The 23,884-nt window shown below is 62.0% G+C and carries 22 protein-coding genes; 10 read left to right on the top strand and 12 right to left on the bottom strand.

The features are described 5' to 3' along the window. Window positions 1-38: 38 nt before the first annotated feature. Entirely contained in the window at window positions 39-2,936 is a 2,898-nt protein-coding gene (locus HX873_RS15550) for a ribonucleoside-diphosphate reductase subunit alpha (RefSeq protein WP_008435294.1), read from the bottom strand. Window positions 2,937-3,740: 804 nt separating this feature from the next. Here HX873_RS15550 and HX873_RS15545 point away from each other — a divergent pair. Next, window positions 3,741-4,466 (top strand): response regulator, encoded by a 726-nt coding sequence (locus HX873_RS15545; RefSeq protein ID WP_008435295.1) that lies wholly within the window; start codon window positions 3,741-3,743, stop codon window positions 4,464-4,466. Continuing rightward, window positions 4,463-6,073, top strand: a complete 1,611-nt coding sequence (locus HX873_RS15540; RefSeq protein WP_008435298.1) for an ATP-binding protein — start codon at window positions 4,463-4,465, stop codon at window positions 6,071-6,073. Before HX873_RS15545 ends, HX873_RS15540 begins: the two co-directional genes overlap by 4 nt. On the opposite strand, the gene HX873_RS15535 is transcribed toward HX873_RS15540, so the two are convergent. Beyond that, complete coding sequence (locus HX873_RS15535) at window positions 6,070-6,786, bottom strand: 4'-phosphopantetheinyl transferase (protein ID WP_177122874.1); 717 nt, start codon at window positions 6,784-6,786, stop codon at window positions 6,070-6,072. The genes HX873_RS15540 and HX873_RS15535 overlap by 4 nt on opposite strands. Before the next feature lie 180 nt (window positions 6,787-6,966). On the opposite strand from HX873_RS15535, the gene HX873_RS15530 reads away from it, so the two are divergent. The 3 genes from HX873_RS15530 to HX873_RS15520 are packed head-to-tail and all read left to right on the top strand — an operon-like array spanning window position 6,967 to window position 9,314. Then, a complete protein-coding gene (locus tag HX873_RS15530; protein WP_003214230.1) occupies window positions 6,967-7,275 on the top strand; it encodes a hypothetical protein in 309 nt (102 codons plus the stop codon). 18 nt (window positions 7,276-7,293) lie between these two features. Then, entirely contained in the window at window positions 7,294-7,971 is a 678-nt protein-coding gene (locus HX873_RS15525) for a response regulator transcription factor (protein ID WP_003214228.1), read from the top strand. Beyond that, window positions 7,968-9,314, top strand: coding sequence for an ATP-binding protein (locus HX873_RS15520; protein ID WP_023659245.1), 1,347 nt, complete (start codon window positions 7,968-7,970; stop codon window positions 9,312-9,314). The genes HX873_RS15525 and HX873_RS15520 overlap by 4 nt, the downstream gene beginning before the upstream one ends. Window positions 9,315-9,434: 120 nt before the next feature. Here the strand turns inward: HX873_RS15520 and HX873_RS15515 are convergent, their stop codons facing one another. Next, complete coding sequence (locus HX873_RS15515) at window positions 9,435-10,433, bottom strand: AraC family transcriptional regulator (RefSeq protein WP_087692785.1); 999 nt, start codon at window positions 10,431-10,433, stop codon at window positions 9,435-9,437. Window positions 10,434-10,770: 337 nt separating this feature from the next. Between HX873_RS15515 and HX873_RS15510 the strand changes: the two genes are divergently transcribed. Continuing rightward, window positions 10,771-12,105, top strand: coding sequence for a dicarboxylate/amino acid:cation symporter (locus HX873_RS15510; RefSeq protein WP_008435307.1), 1,335 nt, complete (start codon window positions 10,771-10,773; stop codon window positions 12,103-12,105). Window positions 12,106-12,254: 149 nt separating this feature from the next. Further along, complete coding sequence (locus tag HX873_RS15505) at window positions 12,255-13,436, top strand: CaiB/BaiF CoA-transferase family protein (protein ID WP_177122873.1); 1,182 nt, start codon at window positions 12,255-12,257, stop codon at window positions 13,434-13,436. A gap of 123 nt (window positions 13,437-13,559) precedes the next feature. Here the strand turns inward: HX873_RS15505 and HX873_RS15500 are convergent, their stop codons facing one another. Both HX873_RS15500 and HX873_RS15495 read right to left on the bottom strand, forming a co-directional pair. After that, the gene (locus HX873_RS15500) at window positions 13,560-14,054 is read right to left on the bottom strand and encodes a SprT family zinc-dependent metalloprotease (protein WP_004371405.1); all 495 of its coding nucleotides are present in this window, start codon (window positions 14,052-14,054) and stop codon (window positions 13,560-13,562) included. A gap of 128 nt (window positions 14,055-14,182) precedes the next feature. Beyond that, window positions 14,183-14,785 carry a Yip1 family protein gene (locus tag HX873_RS15495; RefSeq protein ID WP_004371402.1) on the bottom strand — a complete coding sequence of 201 codons (603 nt, stop codon included), beginning with the start codon at window positions 14,783-14,785 and terminating at the stop codon, window positions 14,183-14,185. Between the two features lie 362 nt (window positions 14,786-15,147). Between HX873_RS15495 and ttcA the strand changes: the two genes are divergently transcribed. Both ttcA and HX873_RS15485 read left to right on the top strand, forming a co-directional pair. Then, window positions 15,148-15,972: a tRNA 2-thiocytidine(32) synthetase TtcA gene (gene ttcA, locus HX873_RS15490; RefSeq protein ID WP_008435321.1), complete on the top strand. Its 825-nt coding sequence runs from the start codon at window positions 15,148-15,150 to the stop codon at window positions 15,970-15,972. A gap of 67 nt (window positions 15,973-16,039) precedes the next feature. Next, complete coding sequence (locus HX873_RS15485) at window positions 16,040-16,711, top strand: DNA-3-methyladenine glycosylase I (RefSeq protein WP_004371396.1); 672 nt, start codon at window positions 16,040-16,042, stop codon at window positions 16,709-16,711. A 107-nt stretch (window positions 16,712-16,818) separates the two neighbouring features. Here HX873_RS15485 and HX873_RS15480 read toward each other — a convergent pair whose 3' ends face one another. The 3 genes from HX873_RS15480 to arsC are packed head-to-tail and all read right to left on the bottom strand — an operon-like array spanning window position 16,819 to window position 18,186. Beyond that, window positions 16,819-17,238 (bottom strand): DUF2069 domain-containing protein, encoded by a 420-nt coding sequence (locus HX873_RS15480; RefSeq protein WP_087692782.1) that lies wholly within the window; start codon window positions 17,236-17,238, stop codon window positions 16,819-16,821. Then, entirely contained in the window at window positions 17,222-17,836 is a 615-nt protein-coding gene (gene wrbA, locus HX873_RS15475; protein WP_004371390.1) for an NAD(P)H:quinone oxidoreductase, read from the bottom strand. Before wrbA ends, HX873_RS15480 begins: the two co-directional genes overlap by 17 nt. Further along, complete coding sequence (arsC, locus tag HX873_RS15470) at window positions 17,833-18,186, bottom strand: arsenate reductase (glutaredoxin) (protein WP_004371385.1); 354 nt, start codon at window positions 18,184-18,186, stop codon at window positions 17,833-17,835. Before arsC ends, wrbA begins: the two co-directional genes overlap by 4 nt. Window positions 18,187-18,301: 115 nt before the next feature. Between arsC and HX873_RS15465 the strand changes: the two genes are divergently transcribed. Beyond that, window positions 18,302-18,763 carry a TlpA disulfide reductase family protein gene (locus tag HX873_RS15465; RefSeq protein WP_004371382.1) on the top strand — a complete coding sequence of 154 codons (462 nt, stop codon included), beginning with the start codon at window positions 18,302-18,304 and terminating at the stop codon, window positions 18,761-18,763. Window positions 18,764-18,881: 118 nt separating this feature from the next. Here HX873_RS15465 and HX873_RS15460 read toward each other — a convergent pair whose 3' ends face one another. From HX873_RS15460 to HX873_RS15445, 4 genes are all read right to left on the bottom strand, one after another. Next, a complete protein-coding gene (locus HX873_RS15460) occupies window positions 18,882-19,286 on the bottom strand; it encodes an META domain-containing protein (protein ID WP_004371380.1) in 405 nt (134 codons plus the stop codon). Then, a complete protein-coding gene (locus HX873_RS15455) occupies window positions 19,283-19,723 on the bottom strand; it encodes a hypothetical protein (protein WP_004371378.1) in 441 nt (146 codons plus the stop codon). Before HX873_RS15455 ends, HX873_RS15460 begins: the two co-directional genes overlap by 4 nt. A 71-nt stretch (window positions 19,724-19,794) precedes the next feature. Then, window positions 19,795-20,784, bottom strand: a complete 990-nt coding sequence (locus HX873_RS15450) for a 2-hydroxyacid dehydrogenase (protein WP_177122872.1) — start codon at window positions 20,782-20,784, stop codon at window positions 19,795-19,797. 151 nt (window positions 20,785-20,935) lie between these two features. Beyond that, window positions 20,936-23,689: a response regulator gene (locus tag HX873_RS15445; RefSeq protein WP_008434994.1), complete on the bottom strand. Its 2,754-nt coding sequence runs from the start codon at window positions 23,687-23,689 to the stop codon at window positions 20,936-20,938. Window positions 23,690-23,884: the final 195 nt, after the last annotated feature.

Raw genomic sequence — 23,884 nt, 5'->3', positions numbered from 1 at the left:
TTTCAACCTTGGGTGGTTAGACCCAGGGTGTGCTCAGCTTATTGGCAAGCTTCGCAATCCGGCTCGTCGATCGCGCAGGCTTTAGGCACTGGCGCCGGGCCGGCAGGTGCGGCGAGAACCGAATCATCACCGTGGTTGCCGCCGCTGGAAACAGCGTTCAGCTTGCCGGTGTTGATGGTCGACTTCTCGGTGCTGGTGGCAGCCAGGGCACGGAGGTAGTAAGTGGTTTTCAGGCCACGGTACCAGGCCATGCGGTAGGTCACGTCGAGTTTCTTGCCCGACGCGCCGGCGATGTACAGGTTCAGCGACTGAGCCTGGTCGATCCACTTCTGGCGACGGCTGGCGGCGTCGACGATCCACTTGGTGTCCACTTCGAAGGCAGTCGCGTAGAGCTCTTTGAGTTCTTGCGGGATGCGCTCGATCTGCTGCACCGAACCGTCGTAGTACTTCAGGTCGTTGATCATGACCGAGTCCCACAGGCCGCGGGCTTTCAGGTCGCGAACCAGGTACGGGTTGATCACGGTGAATTCGCCCGACAGGTTCGATTTCACATACAGGTTCTGGTAGGTCGGTTCGATCGACTGCGACACGCCTGTGATGTTGGCGATGGTGGCGGTCGGTGCGATGGCCATGATGTTGGAGTTACGAATGCCTTTCTGCACACGGGCACGTACCGGCGCCCAGTCCAGGGATTCGTTCAGGTCAACGTCGATGTACTTCTGGCCACGTTGCTCGATCAGGATCTGTTGCGAATCCAGCGGCAGGATGCCTTTGGACCACAGCGAACCCTGGAACGTCTCGTAGGCGCCACGCTCGTCGGCCAGGTCGCAGGAAGCCTGGATCGCGTAGTAGCTGACCGCTTCCATGGACTTGTCGGCGAACTCGACTGCAGCGTCCGAACCGTAAGGAATGTGCTGCAGGTACAGCGCGTCCTGGAAGCCCATGATGCCCAGGCCGACCGGACGGTGCTTGAAGTTGGAGTTCTGCGCCTGGGGTACCGAGTAGTAGTTGATGTCGATAACGTTATCGAGCATGCGAACGGCGGTGTTCACGGTGCGTTCCAGCTTGGCGGTGTCCAGCTTGCCGTTGACGATGTGGTTCGGCAGGTTGATCGAGCCCAGGTTGCAAACGGCGATCTCGTCCTTGTTGGTGTTCAAGGTGATCTCGGTGCACAGGTTCGAGCTGTGGACCACGCCCACGTGCTGCTGCGGGCTGCGCAGGTTGCACGGGTCTTTGAAGGTCAGCCATGGGTGGCCGGTTTCAAACAGCATGGAGAGCATTTTGCGCCACAGGTCTTTGGCCTGGATGGTCTTGAACAGCTTGACCTTGCCCGGGTATTCGGTGAGGGCTTCGTAGTACTCGTAGCGCTCTTCGAAAGCCTTGCCGGTCAGGTCGTGCAGGTCCGGTACTTCGGATGGCGAGAACAGGGTCCACTTGCCGTCATCGAAGACGCGCTTCATGAACAGGTCAGGGATCCAGTTGGCGGTGTTCATGTCGTGGGTACGACGACGGTCATCACCGGTGTTCTTGCGCAGCTCGATGAACTCTTCGATGTCCATGTGCCAGGTTTCCAGGTAGGCACATACAGCGCCCTTGCGCTTGCCACCCTGGTTCACGGCTACGGCGGTGTCGTTCACTACTTTGAGGAACGGTACAACGCCCTGGGACTTGCCGTTGGTGCCCTTGATGTACGAACCCAGTGCACGCACCGGGGTCCAGTCGTTACCCAGGCCGCCGGCGAATTTGGACAGCATGGCGTTGTCGTGGATCGCGTGGTAGATGCCCGACAGGTCATCCGGCACGGTGGTCAGGTAGCAGCTGGACAGCTGTGGACGCAGGGTACCGGCGTTGAACAGGGTCGGGGTCGACGACATGTAGTCGAAGGACGACAACAGGTTGTAGAACTCGATGGCACGGTCTTCTTTCTGCTTCTCTTCGATCGCCAGGCCCATTGCCACGCGCATGAAGAACACTTGCGGCAGTTCGAAGCGGATCCCGTCCTTGTGGATGAAGTAACGGTCGTACAGGGTTTGCAGGCCCAGGTAAGTGAACTGCTGGTCGCGCTCGTGGTTGATCGCCTTGCCGAGTTTTTCCAGGTCGAAGGTGGCCAGAATCGGGTTCAGCAATTCGAATTCGATACCCTTGGCGATGTAGGCCGGCAGGGCCTTGGCGTACAGGTCGGCCATCTCGTGGTGGGTGGCGCTGTCGGCGACTTTCAGGAAGCCCAGGCCTTCGGCACGCAGGGTGTCCATCAGCAGGCGCGCGGTGACGAACGAGTAGTTCGGCTCACGCTCGACCAGGGTACGGGCGGTCATCACCAGTGCGGTGTTGACGTCGGTCAGGGCCACGCCGTCGTACAGGTTCTTCAGGGTTTCGCGCTGGATCAGGTCGCCATCGACTTCTTCCAGGCCTTCGCAGGCCTCGGTGATGATGGTGTTCAGGCGGCCCAGGTCCAGCGGTGCAAACGTACCGTCGGCCAGGGTGATGCGGATCGACGGGTGAGCTTGTACGGCAGCTTCTTCGGCCGGGGAACGTACGGCACGTTCCTTGGCGCGGGAGTCACGGTAGATCACGTAGTCGCGGGCGACTTTCTGCTCGCCGGCACGCATCAGGGCCAGTTCGACCTGGTCCTGGATTTCTTCGATGTGAATGGTGCCGCCCGATGGCATGCGACGCTTGAAGGTTGCGGTGACCTGTTCGGTCAGGCGGGCAACGGTGTCGTGGATGCGCGACGAGGCAGCAGCGGTGCCGCCTTCAACTGCAAGAAACGCTTTGGTGATCGCGACGGTGATTTTGTCATCGGTGTAAGGAACGACAGTGCCGTTACGCTTGATCACGCGCAATTGGCCGGGCGCGGTGGCGGACAGATCCAGGTTCGAATCAGCGGCCTGCGGCACGGAGCCCTGCGGGTTCTCGCGAGTTGTGTCGGTTTGCATGGGGGGTTGTCTCCACATTCTATATTTATTTGGGCACCATCACGGTGCCCACCGTTCCGTCCTGAAGCACTTACAACAGGCCAGGGGCCTGGCATAACAACTTCGGGACAGGAGGAAGGGAGCTGTTCGCGCCGCTTCCATGCCGAAGTCTTCGGTTACAAGCCTTGGGGCTCTTTACCGTATTCCTGGTGGGTGACAGTTTCGTACTGCAACACCCGTACCGTTTTCGCCTGATCGGGGCAGAAAACGGCTGCCATCCGCGTGCGCGGTTTGGTCTTCTGAAAAAGGCTTAAGTTCACCAAACAGGAGCAAGAAAGAGCTTGAGTTTCTTGTCTGATTTGTGTTTGGTCTTTTCGCTGAAAACCCTACATGTAGGGTTTTTTTGGCGACGACCTACAAGATAATGCGTTTTGGGGGGCTTAGCAACGGACTACCTGTGGATAACGCTGTGGGTAAAATGTGTATGAAACGTGGAATGGCCGTGTAGGCCGCAGTACTGCTGCATTGCGCCGTTTGTCACCGAATATTCCGAGGTAAAAACAACCGGTTGGATTTTTGCGGGCGCGAACCCTATCACAAAAAAACACGATGTCCGAACGCATTTGCGCGCTTGTGGCAGAGGGCCGGCCCGTTGCTACAATCGGCGGTTATCCATACAGTTTATGCCTCGCCTACATGACAACTGTAGGAGCGGGCTTGCCCGCGAAGGACGTCAACGATGACGCTGGAAACCTGAATAAGCGCGGCGCCCTCGAGTTTTCTCGGGCAAACCCGCCCCTACAATAATTAGAACCGAGGTAACGCATGGAGCAAGAAGCCTGGCAGGTATTGATTGTCGAGGACGACGAGCGACTGGCCGAGTTGACCCGTGACTACCTGGAGAGCAACGGCTTGCGGGTGTCGGTGGAAGGCAATGGCGCCCTCGCGGCGGCGCGGATCATCGCCGAGCAGCCGGACCTGGTGATCCTCGACCTGATGTTGCCCGGTGAAGACGGCCTGAGCATTTGCCGCAAGGTGCGCGAGCGCTACGACGGGGTGATCCTGATGCTCACCGCGCGCACCGACGACATGGACCAGGTGCTGGGCCTGGACATGGGCGCCGACGATTACGTGTGCAAACCCGTGCGTCCACGCCTGTTGCTGGCACGCATCCAGGCCCTGCTGCGGCGCAGCGAAAGCGTCGAGCCGGCACTCCCCGAAAAACAGCGGCGCCTGCAATTCGGCCCGCTGGTGGTGGACAACGCCCTGCGTGAAGCCTGGCTGCACGAAGGCGGCATCGAACTGACCAGCGCCGAATTCGACCTGCTGTGGTTGCTGGTGGCGAATGCCGGGCGGATCCTGTCCCGGGAAGAAATCTTCACCGCCTTGCGCGGCATTGGCTATGACGGCCAGGACCGCTCCATCGACGTGCGCATCTCGCGCATCCGTCCGAAAATCGGCGACGACCCGATCCACCCACGCCTGATCAAGACCATTCGCAGCAAAGGCTACCTGTTCGTCCCCGAAGCCGCGGCTGACCTGACGCCGTGAACTCAATCTTCCTGCGCATCTACGGCGGCATGTGCGCGGCGCTGATTCTGGTGGCGTTGCTTGGCGTACTGGCCTTGCACCTGCTCAATGAAGTGCGCAGCGGCCAGTACCGCGAGCGCCTGGCCCACGGCACCTTCGCGCTGATGGGCGACAACCTGCAACCCATGAGTGCCATCGAGCGCCGCCGCGCCCTGGCAGTGTGGGAGCGCTTGCTGGGTATCCCGCTGCAATTGCAGACCGTGGCGGAGGCGCACCTGGACCTGACCCAGCGTACCCGTCTGCAACGCGGCCAGGTGTTGGTGGAGCAAACCGGGCCTCACGCGGCCAGGGTGCTGCGCTTGGTCAGTGACCAGGAGCAACTGTTGCTGACCGGTGAAGTGCAGCAAATCAGCGAACAACTGGCCCGCGCGACGATTTACCTGCTGGCCGATGAGCTGGTGCGTTTCCCGGTGGCGGAGCAACCGCAGAAACTCGCAGACCTGAAGGAAGCCAAGGGCTTTGGTTTCGAGATGCACCTGGTGATGCTCAATCAGGCTGATATGGACGAAGACCAGCGCCGCCGCGTGTCCGAAGGCGATACCGTGATGGCCCTGGGCAAGGGTGGGGATTCGATCCGGGTATTTGCCGGCATGGTCGGCACGCCGTGGGTCCTGGAAATCGGCCCGCTGTATCAGATGAATCCGTACCCGGCGCAATGGCTGATCCTGATTGCGCTGATCAGCCTGACCTTGATCGGCTTGATCGTCTATTTATTGGTGCGCCAGCTGGAGCGGCGCTTGAGTGGCCTGGAAGCCGCCGCCACGCGCATCGCCAAAGGCAGCCTGGAAGTGCGGGTGCCGGCCCGCGGCGCCGATTCGGTGGGGCGCCTGGCGGCAGCGTTCAATGGCATGGCCGAGCACCTGCAACGCCTGTTGGCAATTCAGCGCGAACTGGTGCGGGCGGTGTCCCACGAACTGCGCACCCCGGTGGCGCGCCTGCGGTTCGGCCTGGAGATGATCGGCGACGCGGCCACGCCTGAAGCGCGGCGCAAGTATATGGAGGGCATGGACAGCGACATCCAGGACCTCGATGGCCTGGTGGACGAAATGCTCACCTACGCGCGGCTGGAACAGGGGGCGCCGGCACTGAATTTCCAGCGGGTCGACCTCAATGCGTTGCTGGATCAGGTGATTGATGAACTGTCACCGCTGCGCCCGGAAATCAACGTGGCGCGGGGCATCTGCCTGTCCTCGGCGCATTGGGATGATGCATGGGTGGAGGCCGAGCCGCGCTACCTGCACCGTGCCCTGCAAAACCTGGTGAGCAACGCCATGCGCCACGCCCAGGGGCAGGTGCTGATCAGTTACCAGGTGGGCCAGGTGCGTTGCCGCATCGACGTGGAAGACGACGGGCCGGGCGTACCGGAAAGTGCCTGGGAGCGGATTTTCACGCCGTTCCTTCGCCTGGATGACAGCCGGACCCGCGCGTCGGGTGGGCACGGCCTGGGGTTATCCATTGTGCGGCGGATCATCTATTGGCACGGCGGCCGGGCGTTGATCAGCAAGAGCAACAATCTGGGTGGCGCGTGTTTCAGCCTGAGTTGGCCACGGGATCAGGAGAAGGTCTAGGCCTGGACGGCCACCAGGCTCAACAACTGCCCGCCATCCACCGCAAACTGCGCCTCCAGCTCCTTGCCATGGCACCACTCTGCGGACAGGTCCGTCAGCAACCGCAGCCGCGCATGGCCGGTATCCGACCACTCCAGCAACTCGGCATGCTCAAAATAAAAGCGCTTCTGCACGATCGGGTAGAGCGCCTTGAACAGGCTCTCTTTCGCCGAAAACGTCAGCGTCACCAGTTGCGCAACCTGCTCCCGCGGCCCGGCGGCCATGCGCAGCATTTCATCCGGAGTGAGAATTTCCCCGGCCAGGCGTTCCGCCCGCTCCAGGGGCAGCAGGTTCTCCAGGTCCATCCCCAGCCCGCGCCACTGTGACTTGTGGGCGACGATGGCCGCTGCATGGCCGGTGCTGTGGGTGATCGAACCACTGATGTGCGCGGGCCAGACCGGCGCGCGGTCGTCGCCGATCGCCGGCACGCAATCCAGCCCGTCCAGCTGTTGCAGGGCCGCGCGGGCGCACAGGCGACCGGCCAGGAACTCCGCCTGCCGCTTGGCCACCGAACGCTGGATGCTCGCGGGTGGCGGCACGGCGCTGCGCTGGAAATCGCCGATGGCCAGCAGGGCCGGGTCAAAACGGGTGCTCAGCAAGACCGTGCCGGGCAAGGCATCGGGCAACGGCCAATGGGCGTCAAGTGGGGTGCAGCAGGCGGGTAGGGAATTCATGCCGGGTATTTTGCCGAGTTGCAGGGCCGCTGGATAGCCTGCGGCCGGGGATACGTAAATAACTCTTTACACAGTAGCCGGCCTCGGTTCAGCCCAGGTTCAGAGAGTGTTCAGGGGGAGTTCAGGGGCGTCTGCGTAGTCTGGCCCCGTACCCAAAGCCCAAGCGTATGAGGTAGCACCATGACTGCGATCAAGAAGCTGATGTTGGCCTTAACTATGCTCAGCGCCACCGCTGGCGTCCAGGCCTCTGATTCGAGTTTCGCGGGTTTCTCCAAGGAGAAGAGCAAAAAGCCCTACAGCCTTCTCCAGCGGGTGAGCTTCGAAGATGCCGGTGAACAGGCGGCTCCATGGGGCCAGTCCCTGGGCCAGCACACCCCGCAGTCAGACTATCGCGTGGGCAACGAAAACCTGTCAGGTCACTTCAACGGCAGTAAATTGCGCCAGCAAGACCTGCAGGGCCGCTATGATATACCCCAGTTGGAAAGTTGATTTGCCTTGGAGAGCTTTATGAAATTGCTGGTTGTCGAAGATGAGGCGTTGCTGCGCCATCACCTGTTGACCCGCCTTACCGACAGCGGTCACGTGGTCGAGGCCGTCGCCAATGCCGAAGAGGCGCTGTACCAGACCGGGCAATTCAACCACGACCTGGCGATCATCGATTTGGGCCTGCCCGGCATGGGCGGCCTGGACCTGATCCGCCAATTGCGCGCCCAGGCCAAGACCTTCCCGATCCTGATCCTGACCGCCCGTGGCAACTGGCAGGACAAGGTCGAAGGCCTGGCAGCGGGTGCCGACGACTACGTGGTCAAGCCGTTCCAGTTCGAAGAGCTGGAAGCGCGGATGAACGCACTGTTGCGCCGCTCCAGCGGTTTCACCCAATCCACCATCGTCGCCGGGCCGTTGCTGCTGGACCTCAATCGCAAGCAGGCGTCCCTCGACGAACAGCCACTGGCGCTGACCGCCTACGAATACCGCATCCTCGAATACCTGATGCGGCATCACCAGCAAGTGGTCGCCAAGGACCGCCTGATGGAACAGCTCTACCCCGATGACGACGAGCGTGATCCGAACGTGATCGAAGTGCTGGTGGGCCGCCTGCGCCGCAAGCTGGAAGGCCCGGCGGGTTTCAAACCGATCGACACCGTGCGTGGCCTGGGCTACCTGTTCAATGAGCGCTGCCGTTGATTCGCTCGCTACGTGTACGTTTGATGCTCGCGGCCACCATCCTGGCCGTGCTGTTTATGCTGGCCTTGTTGCCGGCCATGCAGGGCGCCTTCAGCCTGGCCCTGCAGGACTCCATCGAGCAGCGCCTGGCGTCGGATGTCACGACGCTGATTTCGGCTGCCCGGGTTGAAAACAATCGCCTGCTGATGCCCGCGCAGTTGCCGGACGAGCGTTTCAACCTCACCGACAGCCGCCTGCTGGGCTACATCTATGACCGCGAAGGCCATCTGGTCTGGCGGTCGCGCGCCACCCAGGAAGAAAACATCAACTACAAGCCGCGCTATGACGGGCGCGGTAACGAATTTGCGCGGATCCGCGAGGCCAACGGCCAGGAATTTTTTGTCTATGACGTCGAGGTCAAGCTGCTGGGCGGCAAGAGCGCGGCGTTCAGTATCGTCGCCCTGCAACCGGTGCGTGAATACCAACTGACCCTCGAAGGCCTGCGGGAAAACCTCTACCTGGGCTTCGGCGCCGCCTTGCTGGTGCTGCTGACCCTGTTGTGGCTGGGCCTGACCTGGGGCCTGCAGGCGCTGCGCCGGCTGAGCCAGGAACTGGATGAAATCGAAGGCGGTACCCGGGAAAGCCTCAGCGAGCAACACCCGCGCGAGCTGCTGCGCCTGACCGGCTCCCTGAACCGGTTGCTCCACAGCGAGCGGGAGCAACGCACCCGTTACCGCGATTCCCTGGATGACCTGGCCCACAGCCTGAAAACCCCGTTGGCGGTGTTGCAAGGCGTGAGTGAAGACATGGCCCAGCGCCCCGAAGATCGGGACCAGGCCTGGGTACTGCAATCGCAGATCGAACGCATGAGCCAGCAGATCAGCTACCAATTGCAGCGCGCCAGCCTGCGTAAAAGCGGCCTGGTGCGCCACCAGGTACGGCTGGAGCCGGTGCTGCAAAGCCTGTGCGACACGCTGGACAAGGTTTATCGCGATAAGGGCGTGAAGGTCGCCTTTGAACTGCCGGACGAATGCGACGTGCCGATCGAGAAGGGCGCCTTGCTGGAACTGCTCGGCAACCTGCTGGAGAACGCCTATCGCCTGTGCCTGAGCGAAGTGCGCATCACCTTGCAGGAAAGCCTGGAGGGCACCGAGTTGTGCATCGAAGACGATGGCCCCGGCGTGCCGCCGGACCAGCGTGCGCGCATCCTGCAGCGGGGCGAGCGGCTCGACCGCCAGCATCCGGGGCAGGGGATTGGCCTGGCGGTGGTCAAGGACATCATTGAAAGCTATGGCGCCCGGCTGACCCTTGGGGATTCACCGCTGGGTGGGGCTGCGTTCAAGATCCACTTCCCGGCCGTGTGATCTTTATGGCTGCACCGGCCTCATCGCAGGCAAGCCAGCTCCCACATTGTGACTGTGTTCACAAATCAAACTGTGGGAGCCGGGCTTGCCCGCGATGAGGCGGGTACTGGCAACGCTTATCTAACTCTCTTGTGCTCTATAGGCCCCCGGCGTCAACCCGGTCCACTTCTTGAACGCCCGATGAAACGCCGACGGTTCGGAAAACCCCAGCTGCTCGGCGATTTCCTGCAACGACAAATCCGCCCGCCCCAAATGATAGATCGCAATGTCCCGGCGCAACTCATCCTTGAGCGCCTGAAAGCTGGTGCCTTCCTCCCGCAAATGCCGACGCAGGGTCTGCGGGCTGATATGCAGGTGCTGGGCGACGGCTTCGAGGTCAGGCCAGGGCGTGCGGTCGCGGCTCAATAGGCGCCGCAACTGGCTGCTCAGGCTGTCGCCTTCATCCGGCCGCGACAGCAGGTCGGCCGGGGAGCGTTCGAGGAAATGCTTGAGGGTGCGCTCGTCCTGCAACAACGGCAGGCTCAGGTAGCGGCTGGGGAACACCAGGCTGCTGGTGGGTGCCGCGAATACCTGCGGGCAGGGGAACAGCAAGTCGTACTCACCGGCATGGGGCGGCGTCGGGTAGCTGAAGGTGGCTTGGTGCAGGCGGATGCGCTGGCCAATCAGCCAACTGCCGAGTCGATGCCAGATCACCAGCAGGCATTCGCTGAGGAAGTGATCCGGGTCCCAGAGTTGCGAATCGTCCAGGCTCAGGCGGGCCATTTCCCCTTCACGTGTCAGACGCCAGCGCGGACCCTGCGGGAATAGGCTATAAAATAATAAGCCGCGTTCCAGAGCCTTCTCCAGGGTGCGGCAGTGAATCAGCGCGTGGCACATCATGGCGAAGGTGCCGCGCTTGCTCGGGCCTTCGGCGAAGCCCAGGTATTCGTCATCCAGCGCCAGCCACAGCATTTGCAACAACTGGGTGAATTGCTCGGGGGCGATGCGGGCGCGGGGCTCGCTCAGCAGTTCCGCAGTGATGCCGACCTGCTGCAGCAGGCCCGAATAATCGTAGCCGGCCCGGCGAGCACCGCCGAGAGCGGCTCGGGCGTAGTGACTGGCGATGGTTCGTTCACGCATGAGGGGCCTCGTCCATTGAGTGGCGGATGTTAGCCACCCCGGGCGGGTGCAACAAGGCGGATATCCGCCAAATTGTAGGACGAGATCAGGCGAGCAGGCGGAAATCCGCCACTGTCTGTAGGCATAACCTTAAGCTGGAAATCGCCCGAGCGCTGATGTCTAAAGGCCTTCAGGGAGTTTCAGCAGAAGTGGCACGACGCTTGCGATACAGAGCGCAGGGAGACCGCCTCGAGCAGGCTCTCAAACAACAAATCCCTCCAGTGCAGGAGGGTTCGCAATTCAAGTGTCGTGGGCAATGGCGGATATTTGCCACACGGGACGATTGAGGAACTTTGCAATGACGACTCGTCAGCCACTGTACAAATCCCTGTATTTCCAGGTGATCGTTGCAATCGTTATCGGTATTTTGCTCGGTCACTTCTACCCGCAGACCGGCGTGGCCCTCAAGCCACTGGGTGACGGCTTTATCAAGCTGATCAAAATGGTCATCGCCCCGATCATCTTCTGCACCGTTGTCAGCGGCATCGCTGGCATGCAAAGCATGAAATCGGTCGGCAAGACCGGCGGCTACGCGCTGCTGTACTTCGAAATCGTCTCCACCATCGCCCTGCTGATCGGCCTGGTCGTGGTCAACGTCGTGCAACCGGGCGCCGGCATGCATATCGACGTGGCTACCCTGGACGCCTCCAAAGTCGCGGCCTACGTGACTGCCGGTGCCGACCAGAGCATCGTTGGCTTCCTGCTGAACGTGATCCCGAACACTATCGTTGGCGCGTTCGCTACCGGTGACATCCTGCAAGTGCTGATGTTCTCGGTGATCTTCGGTTTCGCCCTGCACCGCCTGGGTGCCTACGGCAAGCCGGTGCTGGACTTCATCGATCGTTTCGCCCACGTGATGTTCAACATCATCAACATGATCATGAAGCTCGCGCCACTCGGTGCCCTGGGCGCCATGGCGTTCACCATCGGTGCCTACGGCGTAGGTTCGCTGGTGCAGCTCGGTCAGCTGATGATCTGCTTCTACATCACCTGCATCCTGTTCGTGGTGCTGGTATTGGGCGCCATCTGCCGCGCACACGGCTTCAGCGTCCTGAAACTGATCCGCTACATCCGTGAAGAACTGCTGATCGTACTGGGTACTTCCTCGTCCGAATCCGCACTGCCACGCATGCTGATCAAGATGGAACGCCTGGGCGCCAAGAAGTCGGTAGTCGGCCTGGTTATCCCGACTGGCTACTCCTTCAACCTGGACGGTACTTCGATCTACCTGACCATGGCTGCCGTGTTCATCGCCCAGGCGACTGACACCCACATGGACATCACCCACCAGATCACCCTGTTGCTGGTACTGCTGCTGTCGTCCAAGGGCGCTGCTGGCGTGACCGGTAGTGGCTTCATCGTACTGGCCGCTACCCTGTCGGCTGTTGGCCACCTGCCGGTTGCCGGCCTGGCGCTGATCCTGGGTATCGACCGCTTCATGTCCGAAGCCCGCGCACTGACCAACCTGGTTGGCAACGCTGTTGCAACCCTAGTTGTGGCCAAGTGGGTCAAGGAACTGGACGAAGACAAGCTGAAAGTCGAACTGGCTTCCGGTGGTCGCGGTATCTCCGACACCCGTGAAGAAGACGACCTGGGCGTGGCCGAAGGCCCGGCTCCAACCGCCGTCAAGTAAGGCTGCAGCGTTTGTGAAAAACCCATCTTCGGATGGGTTTTTTTATGCCTTCGGGAAGCATCAGTCACTTCGGATGATGGTTTATGTGATTGCCGCCGGCCGCCGGGTTTGCCTACTCTGTGGCCAATCGAATCGGAATCGGAGTCCGCATGTCAGGTCCCTTGGCGTCCCTCAAAGTACTGGATTTCTCCACCTTGCTGCCGGGGCCGTTCGCCTCGTTGCTGCTGGCCGACATGGGCGCCGAGGTGTTGCGCATCGAATCCCCCACACGCATGGACCTGCTGCGAGTACTGCCGCCCCATGACCAGGGCGTGTCGGCCAGCCATGCCTATCTGAACCGCAACAAACGCAGCCTGGCCCTGGACCTCAAGCAGGCCGAGGCGGTGGCGATCGTGCGGCAACTGGTGGCGGACTACGACATCGTCCTCGAGCAGTTCCGCCCCGGGGTCATGGAGCGCCTGGGCCTGGGTTACGAGGCGTTGAAGGCGATCAACCCAAAGCTGATCTACGTCTCCATCACCGGCTACGGCCAGACCGGCCCCTACAAGGATCGCGCCGGCCATGACATCAATTATCTGGCCCTGGCAGGCATTGCCAGCTACACCGGGCGCCAGGACAGCGGGCCGTTGCCCTTGGGTGTGCAGTTGGCGGATGTGGGGGGCGGCTCGTTGCACGCGGTGATCGGTTTGCTGGCGGCGGTGATTGCCCGGCAGCACAGTGGGGTGGGGCAATACCTGGACGTGAGCATGACCGACTGCGCCTTCAGCCTGAATGCCATGGCCGGCGCCGGTTACCTGGCGTGCGGCGTGGAGCCGGCGTGGGAGAACCAAGTGCTCAATGGCGGCAGTTTCTATGACTATTACCGATCGCGGGAAGGACGCTGGTTGTCGGTGGGCAGTCTGGAGCCGGCGTTTATGCAGCAGCTGTGTACGGCGCTTGGCCGCCCTGAATTGGCGGCAATGGGCCTATCGCCCAAACCCGAGCAGCAGAAAGCCCTCAAGCTGGCGCTGCAGGTCGAGTTCGAGAAACGCAGCTTTGATGAGCTGTGTGAGCTGTTTGCCGGGATTGATGCGTGTGTCGAGCCGGTGCTGAATCTGAGCGAGGCCGTTGAACACCCGCAGTTGAAAGCCCGGGAGCTGGTCAGCCAGGTGCCGCGGGGCGATGGTTCCAGCCAAGCGCAAATGGCCTGCCCGCTGAAGTTTTCCGAGGGCTTGCCGGCGGCCAGGCACATAGGCGCGGCGGTGGGCGCTCACAGCGATGAGGTGTTGGCGGAGTTGGGATTCAGTGCTCAGCAGATAGACGATTTGCGGCGTGCCAAGGTAGTTCAGTAGCGCCTGGGCCGACCCCTTCGCGAGCAAGCCCGCTCCCACATTCAACCGAGTTCCATCGTTGGAATGCGATCAAATGTGGGAGCGGGCTTGCTCGCGAAGGGGCCCTTAAATCCACCACAAACCTCACTCGACGCGGGTTTCCCCGGTAAACACCAAAGTCTGCCGGCACCTGCGGCACAAATACCGCCGCCCCTGGCCCACCAACCCGTGACGCTGGGGCGAAAACGGGAAGTCACTGTCGGCACACGGACAGCGGTAGATATACCGCGTGACGCGCCGCCGCTGGATTTCATAGGTGTGGCAGCGGTCCGGCGGCAGTTCGTAAACCCCACGCATGATCAACTGCCATTCCTCGCCATGGGGCTGGATGCGCTCGCCGAACAATTGGTGGGCAATCAGGTGGGCCACTTCATGGGCGACTGTCTGTTTAAGGAAGTGTTGGCTGTTTTCACGGTAGAGCTGCGGGTTGAAGCGCAGCAGGTTCTCGTGCAAATGCGCGACACCGGCCTTCTGGCCCCGCAGCTTGAGGCTGACCTGGGGGCGTTTGAAGCTTCGTTTGAAAAAGGATTCGGCTTGCAGGAAACAATCTTCGACGCGGGTATTGAGTTGCTCGGGCATGCTGTACATATCTCCAGAGATGTCCAGTATGCCGCAAACAAGGGTGTATCCGAATCTGTCAGGCGCCGAATGGTCATGCATAACGCACAAAGCCACCTTGCGGTGGCTTTTCCTGCGGGTAAACCGCGTCAGTTGGTGTAGATCGGGCCTACGCCCAGCCCCCAGACGATCACGGTAAAGGCCATGATCGCCACCAGCACCACCAGGCCTACCGCCAGTACCGAGCTGGAAAACAGGAAGCCCTCGTCCGGGTGGATGTTCATGAAGGTCGGCAGCCCCACGTACAGCAGATACACCGTGTAGCAAATGGCCGCCGTGCCCACCACCATGCCCAGCCACATATGCGGGTACAGCGCCGCCAGCCCGCCGATAAACAGCGGTGTCGCGGTGTAGGTGGCAAACGCCACGCAGCGCGCCATGCTGGGGTTGGCGTCATAGGTGCGGGCCATCCAGTGAATGAACGCGCCCATCACCGCCACGCCGCCGAGCATCGCCGCGTAGGACATGAGGGTCATCCACAACGCGCTTTCCACCGTCAGCATCACCGGGGCGCGGCTGCCGATGACCCAACCCACCTGAGTGGTACCGATAAAGGCTGAGACAGCGGGGATGGCCGCGAGAATCAGCGTGTGGGTGAGGTACATGTGGCCGATGCTTTCTTCTTTATCGCCACGAATTTCCCGCCATTCCTGATCGGGGTGGGTGAAAAGTCCCACGACGTGATGGATCATGCCAGTCACTCCTGTCGTTATTACCATCGCCCCCCAGCGGAGCGCCCACGGGCCAATTGGCCTGAAAGGTCTGGATATATGTGCGACCTTATGTCGCAGTATAGGAAGTGATGACCGGAAAAAGTGTGGGGCTTTAGAGCAAATTGCGCTGTAAACATTGGGCTTAATCGCGGCGGGGTCTGTTGATTGGAATGCGGTCAACTGTGGGAGCGGGCTTGCTCGCGAATGCGGTGGGTCAGCTAAATACCTGGCGAATGACACTTCGCGTTCGCGAGCAAGCCCGCTCCCACATTGGAACTCGGTCGTCCATCCCGGTAAAATACCCGGCTTTTCGTCACACACCTTTCGCGGATCCAAGCGCCATGGGCACTCTTACGGTCAACCAGAACAAACTGCAAAAACGCCTGCGTCGCCTGGCCGGCGAGGCAGTCGCCGATTTCAATATGATCGAAGAGGGCGACAAGGTCATGGTCTGCCTGTCCGGCGGCAAGGACAGCTACACCATGCTCGACGTGCTGATGCACCTGCAAAAGGTCGCGCCGATCAAGTTCGACATCGTTGCCGTGAACATGGACCAGAAGCAGCCGGGTTTTCCCGAGCATGTACTGCCGGCCTACCTCAAGGAATTGGGGATCGAGTACCACATCGTCGAGAAAGACACCTATTCGGTGGTCAAGGAGCTGGTCCCGGAAGGCAAGACCACCTGCTCGCTGTGCTCGCGCCTGCGCCGTGGCACGCTCTATACGTTTGCCGACGAAATCGGCGCGACCAAGATGGCCCTCGGTCATCACCGCGATGACATCGTCGAAACCTTCTTCCTCAACATGTTCTTCAACGGCAGCCTCAAGGCCATGCCGCCCAAGCTGCGGGCCGATGACGGGCGCAACGTGGTGATCCGCCCACTGGCGTACTGCCATGAGAAGGACATCCAGGCCTACTCCGACCTCAAGCAATTCCCGATCATCCCGTGCAACCTCTGCGGCTCCCAGGAAAACCTGCAGCGCCAGGTGGTCAAGGACATGCTCCAGGATTGGGACCGCAAGACCCCGGGCCGCGTCGACAGCATCTTCCGCAGCTTGCAGAACGTGCAGCCGTCGCAGTTGGCTGACCGTAACCTGTTCGACTTCACCAGCTTGCGTATCGACGAAAGTGCGGCGTCGCGCTTCGTCAACGTAGTGAACCTCTGAGTGTTTTCACCGCTCTGACAGACGGCGCTCCTGGGCGCCGTTTTCATTTCAATCCTTAGGAGAGGGCATGCGCGATTACAAGTGGCTGCACGAATATTGTCTGAACCGGTTTGGTTCGGCGGCCGAGCTGGAAGCCCACCTGCCTGTGCCCCTGACCCCGGCGAAACTGCGCAAGATCAGCGATGACCGCTACCTGTCGACCTTGTCGCTGCGGGTGTTTCGCGCCGGCCTGAAGCACAGCGTGGTGGACGCCAAGTGGCCGGCCTTCGAGCAGGTGTTCTTTGGGTTTGACCCGGAAAAAGTCGTGCTCATGGGCGCCGAGCACCTGGAGCGGCTGATGCAGGACACGCGCATCATCCGTCACCTGGGCAAGCTCAAGAGCGTGCCGCGCAATGCGCAGATGATTCTGGATATCGAGAAGGAAAAAGGCAGCTTCGGCGGGTTTATTGCCGACTGGCCGGTGACCGATATCGTCGGCCTGTGGAAGTACCTGAGCAAGCACGGCCACCAGTTGGGCGGGCTGTCGGCGCCGCGCTTTTTGCGGATGGTGGGCAAGGACACGTTCGTGCCGAGCTATGACGTGGTGGCGGCGCTGAATGCGCAGAAGATCGTCGACAAGGTGCCCACCAGCCTGCGGGACCTGGCCACGGTGCAGGGCGCATTCAACCAGTGGCATGCCGAGAGCGGGCGGCCGATGTGCCAGTTGTCGATGATGCTGGCTTACACCGTGAATCATTGATACCGGGTTGATGCCATCGCAGGCAAGCCAGCTCCCACACTTGGAATGCATTCCTCTGTGGGAGCTGGCTTGCCTGCGATAGCGGCAGGTCAGGCACTACAAAAGCATCAGACAGGCAATCCTTCCCCCGCCAACCGCCGATTTAGCTGATGCCGGTACCGCACATACATCAACGCCGTGCAGAACACCGCCAGGCTCGCCAGCATCTCGAGCACACCAAACCACTGCCGATTCGGGTCATAGGCCGCCAGCGCGCCCTTGATGAAATACAGGTTCACCACAAAGCACATCCATGAATGCCCGCGCGCGCTGCCCAGGATCATCCCCGGCGCCAGCAACAGCAGCGGCACCAACTCGATCAGCAGAATCACCCACGGCCGCGCGCCATGCAGATCGGCGAACGCCAGGTAGTAGGCACACAGCAGCCCCACCAATCCCAGGAACGCCAGCAGGCTCAACGCCCGCATCGCCTTGACCCGTGGCTCCAGCCAGGCCTGGGGCGGCAGTAGCTTAGGCTTCCTGGCCACGGCCGTTCTCCAGTAGCGCAGCGGTCTTCGCCAGGCGCAGGCCGAGGGCGCGGCACAGGGCGATCTCGTGTTGATCCAGCGCACGCTTGCCGTCGGCACCGGAATGGTGGCTGGCGCCATAAGGCGTACCGCCGCCCTTGGTGTCGAGCAGCGCCTGTTCACTGTAGGGCAGTCCGGTGATCAGCATGCCGTGGTGCAGCAGCGGCAGCAGCATCGACATCAGCGTGGTCTCCTGGCCGCCGTGCAGGCTGGCGGTGGAGGTGAACACACCCGCCGGCTTGCCGACCAGGGCGCCGGTCAGCCACAGGTTGCTGGTGCCGTCGAGAAAGTACTTGAGCGGCGCGGCCATGTTGCCGAAACGGGTCGGGCTGCCCAGCGCCAGGCCTGCGCAGTTCTTCAGGTCATCGAGGCTGCAGTACAGCGGGCCGTCGACCGGAATGTCCGGCGCCACGGCCTCGCATTCACTGGAGATGGCCGGCACGGTGCGCAGCCGCGCCTCAAGCCCGGCTTGCTCGATGCCCCGGGCAATCTGCCGGGCCATTTCGCTGACTGAACCGTTGCGGCTGTAATACAACACCAGCACATACGGCGCACTCACGAAACCAGCTCCAGGATGTTCTCCGGTGGGCGGCCGATCACGGCCTTGTCGGCGGTGGCGAGGATCGGACGCTCCATCAGTTTCGGATGAGCGGCGATGGCAGCGATCAACTGTGCTTCGCTGAGGCTGGTGTCAGCCAGGTTGAGGGTTTTATATTCGTCCTCGCCGGTACGCAGCAGTTGCCGCGCGCTGATGTTCAGCTTGCCCAGCAGGGCCTGCAATTGCGCGGCGTCGAGCGGGGTTTCCAGGTAGCGCACCACCGTCGGTGTGAGGCCACGGGCTTCCAGCAGTTCGAGCGCACCGCGGGATTTCGAGCAGCGCGGGTTGTGATAAAGCGTCAGATCGGTCATGTGCGGGTCGCATCTTGCGTAAGGTGGCGGGTATTCTACCCGCGCTGCGCCGCGTCCTTAAACCATGAGAGGCGATAGGCCGCAGCCAACGTTCATTTTTACGAAGGATTACCCCATGACGAGGCGACTGTTAGGCGCATTGGCAATCATCGGCACACTGCTGCTCAGCGGCTGTGGCAATGATTATGGCGTTGACCAATATGGTCAGAAAGTGGCCGCCGAACGCCTGGACAAGCAATGGCTGGTGGTTAACTACTGGGCCGAATGGTGTGGCCCGTGCCGTACCGAAATCCCGGAACTCAACGCCTTGGCCGAACAGCTCAAGGGCCAGTCGGTGGGGGTGTTCGGGGTGAATTTCGACAACGTCCAGGGTGAAGAGCTCAAGAGCGCCAGCGAGAAGCTGGGCATCAAGTTCACCGTACTGGCGCAGAACCCGGACGGGATCTTCGACATTCCCCGCAGTGAAGCCCTGCCGGTGACCTACATCATTGATGACAAGGGCAAGGTGCGCGAGCAACTGATGGGTGAGCAGACGGCGGAAGGGGTGTTGGCCAAGCTCAAGGCGTTGCGCGGATAAAAAATGTGGGAGCGGGCTTGCTCGCGAATGCGGTGTGGCAGTCACCGGATACATCGACTGATCCACCGCTTTCGCGAGCAAGCCCGCTCCCACATTTAGACCTGCTGCGCCTTACAGATCAGCCTTCTTCCAGCCACAACCGCAACGGCTTGCCATCCGCCGGCCAGAAGCGGGTCTGTTCGATCGGCGAAATGTCCCAGCGCTGCACGCCCTGCAGGGCCTGGAAGAAGCGGTGCTCCTGCTCCATCAGCGCTTCGGCGCAGAGTTTGCGGGTGCTGCCGACCTTGCCGAAGCTCAGCTTGTCGCCGTCCAGGGTGTAGGGCGCAAACCAATGGTTGCAGCCACCATTGCCATAGGCCCGGCCATCGGCGCCGAGGGTCACGGTCAGGTGGGCGTAATCCATCAGCGGCCGCTCACCGATCCATTCCACCACGTAGCTGTGATCCTGCTTGAGCTTGACCTCGTCGCTGGCGCAGCCCGCAAGGCCTGCACCCAGCACGGCCAGCATCAGCAAGGCTTTCATTGCGCGGCCTGCTGGCATTTCGGGCAGCGGTGCTTGTCACCCAGGGTGGCCCAGCCCAACTCGGTAACCCGTGCAGTGGCGGCCGGTTGCAGCGGCTCCTTGGTCAGCTTGGTTTCCACCGCGAATTCAAACTCCAGCACGTTGTCGCAGCTGTCGCAGTTGACCTTCCAGGTGTGAATCTCCAGTTCGCCGAATTTCGGCCCCTGGGCCATGGCGACCCACTGGCCCGCCGGGCGGATGGAGTAGCGCGCATCGCCTTCGACGGTCAGGCGCATCGACAGGGTTTTGCTGCCGCGCAGGGTGACGATCAGAACGTCGCCGTTCTTGATCGAGCCACCGTTGCCGGTGACTTGATAACGGCCCGGCACCAGGGCGCGGCATTCGATCAGGGTGTGTTGCGGGCTCAGCAAGCTGAAGCGGAAATCGTGTTCGGCCATGGATCCTCCAAATAGGCGCGGCATCCTATCATGCGCCGCTACCCATCATGGCGCGGCTATGTGACCGCTGATCATCCTTCGACGAGGTTTTGCGCCTGCCCGCCAGCCCACGCCGCGATGTTGGCCAGGGTGGTGCCGGCAATCGCCCCCAGCGCCTCGCGGGTCAGGAAGGCCTGGTGCGCGGTGATGATCACATTGGGGAAGGTCAGCAGGCGCGCCAATACGTCGTCTTGCAGGGGCAGGTCCGAGCGGTCTTCGAAAAACAGCTGGGCCTCTTCTTCATACACATCCAGCCCCAGATAGCCGAGCTGGCCATCCTTGAGTGCGTCGATCAGCGCCGGGGTGTCCACCAGGCCGCCGCGCCCGGTGTTGATGAGCATCGCGCCGGGCTGCATATGGGCGAGGCTTTGGGCGTTGATCAGGTGTTTGCTGTCCGCCGTCAGCGGGCAATGCAGGCTGATGATCTGCGATTCGCCCAGCAACTGCGGCAGGCTCACATACCGGGCGCCAAGGGCCTCGACCTGCGGATTGGGGTAGGGATCGTACGCCAGCAGCCGGCAGCCGAACCCGGCCATGATCTTGGCGAATGTGGCGCCGATCTGCCCGGTGCCGACCACGCCGACGGTCTTGCCCACCAGGTCGAACCCGGTCAGGCCGTGCAGGCTGAAGTCACCGTCGCGGGTGCGGTTGTAGGCGCGGTGCAGGCGGCGATTGAGGGCCAGGATCAACGCGACCGCATGTTCGGCCACCGCATGGGGCGAGTAGGCCGGCACCCGCACGATGGTCAGGCCCAGGCGCTTGGCGGCGGGCAGGTCGACATGGTTGTAGCCGGCGGAACGCAGGGCGATCAGGCGGGTGCCGCCGCTGGCCAACTGCTCCAGCACCGGAGCGCTGAGGTCATCGTTGATAAAGGCGCAGACCACTTCGTGGTGTTCGGCCAGGGCCACGGTGTCGAGGTTCAGCCGGGCCGGCTGGAATTGCAACTGCATGCCTTCGGGCAGCGGTTGGGCGAGAAAGCTGTCGCGGTCGTAGGTCTGGCTGCTGAAGAGGATGATGCGCATCAAATATTCCTTCTTGATGATGGAAAGCTGCTTTTGTGGCGAGGGGGCTTGTCTGTGGTGAGTGAGCTTGCTGTGGTGAGGGCGCTTGCTCCTGCTGGAGTGCGNNCTCCCTCGCCACAGCAAGCCTCCCTGCCCACATTGCCCCGAAAGTTTACGCGCTGACCCGCGCCTCGCTGGCCAGCCGGGCAATCGCCATGTCCAGTTCATCCAGGGCCGGCATGGCCTTGGCGTCGTCCTGCTTGAGCAGGGTCTCGGCCCGTTGGCAGGCCGCACGCAGTTGCGGCACGCCGCAATACCGGGTGGCGCCGTGCAGGCGGTGCACCCGTTCGATCAGGGCGTTGCGGTCATTGGCGTCACGGGCGACGCGAATCGCTTCACGGTCCGCTTCCAGCGAGGCCAGCAGCATCGCGAGCATGTCTGCCGCCAGATCCGCCTTACCGGCCGCCAGGCGCAAACCTTCTTCATGGTCCAGTACCGGCAATTGCGTGGCATGCCCGAAACTTTCGGTGCCACGGTCCGGGCCCTGGTTGCGCAGGGCCAGCCCGGTCCATTTCAACACCACCTGGGCCAGTTGCCGTTCGCTGATGGGTTTGGTCAGGTAATCATCCATGCCGCTTTGCAGCAGGGCGCGTTTTTCGTTGGCCATCGCATGGGCCGTCAGCGCGACGATGGGCAGCGGTGTGCCATGGCGTTCGCTTTCCCACGTGCGGATTGCCTCGGTGCTCTGGCGACCGTCCATCCCCGGCATCTGCACGTCCATCAGCACCAGGTCGAAGGCTTCCTGCTTCACTGCCTCGATGGCCGAGTAACCGCTTTCCACCGCCTGGACCTTGGCGCCCATGTCTTCCAGCAGGGTTTGCACCAGCAGCAGGTTGGCCGGGTTGTCGTCGACACACAGCACCCGCGGCGCGCGGCTGGACAGGGGCTCGCCGGGTTCGCTGCGCAGCGGGCGCGGGCTGATCAGGTCGGCCAGGGCGCGACGCAGTTTGCGGGTGCACGCGGGCTTGGCCTGCAACTGGCTGTTGGGGTTGGGCACCGAGGGGTTGAACAGCAGCTGTTCGGTGGTCGGGCACAACACCAGTACCTTGCAGCCCAGGTGTTCGAGGTCCCACAGGTGCTGGTTCAAACGCTCCGGCGGAATGTCGTTGGCGGTGATGCCCAGCACGGCCAGGTCAATCGCCTGTTCGGTCTGGTGGGCGCTGGTGATGCCGTTGGTCAGGCTTTCCAGGCTGTTGAACGGGGTGACTTCCAGGCCGCAGTCTTCCAGCTGATGTTGCAGGGCCTGGCGCGCCAGCTCGTGGTTTTCCAGCACCGCCACGCGCCGGCCCAGCAGCGGCGCGGAGGGCAGGTCTTCGATATCGTCACGGGTTTTCGGCAGGTTCAGGCTGATCCAGAATTCCGAGCCTTCTCCCGGCGTGCTGTCGACGCCGATCTCACCGCCCATCTGTTCGATCAGGCGCTTGGAAATCACCAGGCCAAGGCCGGTCCCGCCGGGTTGGCGTGACAGCGAATTGTCCGCCTGGCTGAACGCCTGGAACAGTGCCCGCACATCCTGGTTCGACAGGCCGATGCCGGTGTCCTGCACGCTGATGCGCAGTTGCACGCTGTCTTCCTGTTCGTCTTCAATCATGGCGCGGGCAACGATGGTGCCTTCGCGGGTGAACTTGATCGCGTTGCTCACCAGGTTCGTGAGGATCTGCTTGAGCCGCAGCGGGTCACCCACCAAGGCGAGCGGCGTGTCGCGGTAGACCAGGCTCACCAGCTCCAGCTGTTTGGCGTGGGCGGCCGGGGCGAGGATGGTCAGGGTGTCTTGCAGCAAGTCCCGCAGGTTGAACGGGATGCTGTCGAGCACCAGCTTGCCGGCCTCGATTTTCGAGAAGTCGAGGATTTCGTTGATGATGCCCAGCAGGTTGTCGGCGGATTTTTCGATGGTGCCCAGGTAATCCAGCTGGCGCGGTGACAGTTCGCTTTTCTGCAACAAATGGGTGAAACCAAGGATGCCGTTCAACGGCGTGCGGATCTCATGGCTCATGTTGGCCAGAAACTCCGACTTGATGCGGCTGGCTTCCAGGGCTTCCTTGCGGGCCAGGTCCAACTCGATGTTCTGGATCTCGATGGTTTCGAGGTTTTGCCGCACGTCTTCGGTGGCCTGGTCGATGCTGTGTTGCAATTCTTCCTGGGCGTTTTGCAGGGTCTCGGCCATGCGGTTGATGCCCGAGGCCAGGTGATCCAGCTCCTGGCTACCCAGCGGTGGCAAGCGGGTTTCCAGATTGCCGTCCTTGAGTTGCGCGACGGCCTGTTTGATCAGGCCGATCGGTGAGTTGATCGTACGGCTGATGCGCAAGGCGAGGGCAGCGGTACAGATCAGGCCGATGGCGATCAGCAACAGGCTGGCGAACAGGCTGCGGTAGCCACGCAGCAACATGCCGTTGTGGGACAGTTCCAGCTCGACCCAGCCCAGCAGGCGGTCGGATTCATCCGGGATCAGTTCACCGGCGAGGTTGCGATGGCGGCCGAACACCGGCAGCAGATAACGGGTGGCGTCATTGCCGGTGCGCTGCAACAGGTGCGAACTGTTGCCGATGGGCGGCTGGTTGAGCATGGTCGGCCCGGCGTGGGCCAGGGGCGTGCGGTCGGGCCCGAGGAACGACACGGCGCGCACATCGGTTTGTTCCAGGGACTGGGTGGCGATGCGTTCCAGCAGGTCGGTGTTCCTGGTGCCGAGGGCCGGGGCCACCAGCGGCGCCAGTTGCTCGGCGATCATCTCGCCGCGTTGCAGCAACTGCGACTGCAACTCCGAAAGCTGCATCCAGGTGAAGTACCCGCCCAGCAGCAACGCCATCAGGCTGGTAGGCAATAAGGTCAGCAACAGTACGCGGCCTTTTATCCCCATTCTTTTAAGCACGCCACTCTCCTGCTACCACACTGTTGTCGAATTCCACGCAGGCATCCGGCCCGCGCCACCTGCGCAGTGTAGCCATTTGCGCGGCGGGGAATCTTGCAAAATTAATGACCTGAGGCAAACCTTGGGCCGCCGGACGCCCGGCGGCGGTTGCTCATGGGGGGGCAATCTTGAATAATCAGTCATTGAGAATGACTT

The sequence above is a fragment of the Pseudomonas sp. P7758 genome (assembly GCF_013386485.1).
GTDB lineage: Bacteria > Pseudomonadota > Gammaproteobacteria > Pseudomonadales > Pseudomonadaceae > Aquipseudomonas.
Note: the sequence above shows the minus strand (reverse complement) of the source record. Positions and strands in the feature narration are given on the sequence as shown.

Coding starts and splice junctions, on each gene's coding strand:
- HX873_RS15510 (WP_008435307.1), top strand. CDS start 10,771: ATGACGACTCGTCAGCCACTGTACAAATCCCTGTATTTCCAGGTGATC.
- HX873_RS15545 (WP_008435295.1), top strand. CDS start 3,741: ATGGAGCAAGAAGCCTGGCAGGTATTGATTGTCGAGGACGACGAGCGA.
- HX873_RS15515 (WP_087692785.1), bottom strand. CDS start 10,433: ATGCGTGAACGAACCATCGCCAGTCACTACGCCCGAGCCGCTCTCGGC.
- HX873_RS15495 (WP_004371402.1), bottom strand. CDS start 14,785: ATGATCCATCACGTCGTGGGACTTTTCACCCACCCCGATCAGGAATGG.
- HX873_RS15505 (WP_177122873.1), top strand. CDS start 12,255: ATGTCAGGTCCCTTGGCGTCCCTCAAAGTACTGGATTTCTCCACCTTG.
- ttcA (WP_008435321.1), top strand. CDS start 15,148: ATGGGCACTCTTACGGTCAACCAGAACAAACTGCAAAAACGCCTGCGT.
- HX873_RS15500 (WP_004371405.1), bottom strand. CDS start 14,054: ATGCCCGAGCAACTCAATACCCGCGTCGAAGATTGTTTCCTGCAAGCC.
- HX873_RS15550 (WP_008435294.1), bottom strand. CDS start 2,936: ATGCAAACCGACACAACTCGCGAGAACCCGCAGGGCTCCGTGCCGCAG.
- HX873_RS15450 (WP_177122872.1), bottom strand. CDS start 20,784: ATGCGCATCATCCTCTTCAGCAGCCAGACCTACGACCGCGACAGCTTT.
- HX873_RS15465 (WP_004371382.1), top strand. CDS start 18,302: ATGACGAGGCGACTGTTAGGCGCATTGGCAATCATCGGCACACTGCTG.
- HX873_RS15485 (WP_004371396.1), top strand. CDS start 16,040: ATGCGCGATTACAAGTGGCTGCACGAATATTGTCTGAACCGGTTTGGT.
- HX873_RS15525 (WP_003214228.1), top strand. CDS start 7,294: ATGAAATTGCTGGTTGTCGAAGATGAGGCGTTGCTGCGCCATCACCTG.
- HX873_RS15530 (WP_003214230.1), top strand. CDS start 6,967: ATGACTGCGATCAAGAAGCTGATGTTGGCCTTAACTATGCTCAGCGCC.
- HX873_RS15455 (WP_004371378.1), bottom strand. CDS start 19,723: ATGGCCGAACACGATTTCCGCTTCAGCTTGCTGAGCCCGCAACACACC.
- HX873_RS15535 (WP_177122874.1), bottom strand. CDS start 6,786: ATGAATTCCCTACCCGCCTGCTGCACCCCACTTGACGCCCATTGGCCG.
- arsC (WP_004371385.1), bottom strand. CDS start 18,186: ATGACCGATCTGACGCTTTATCACAACCCGCGCTGCTCGAAATCCCGC.
- HX873_RS15460 (WP_004371380.1), bottom strand. CDS start 19,286: ATGAAAGCCTTGCTGATGCTGGCCGTGCTGGGTGCAGGCCTTGCGGGC.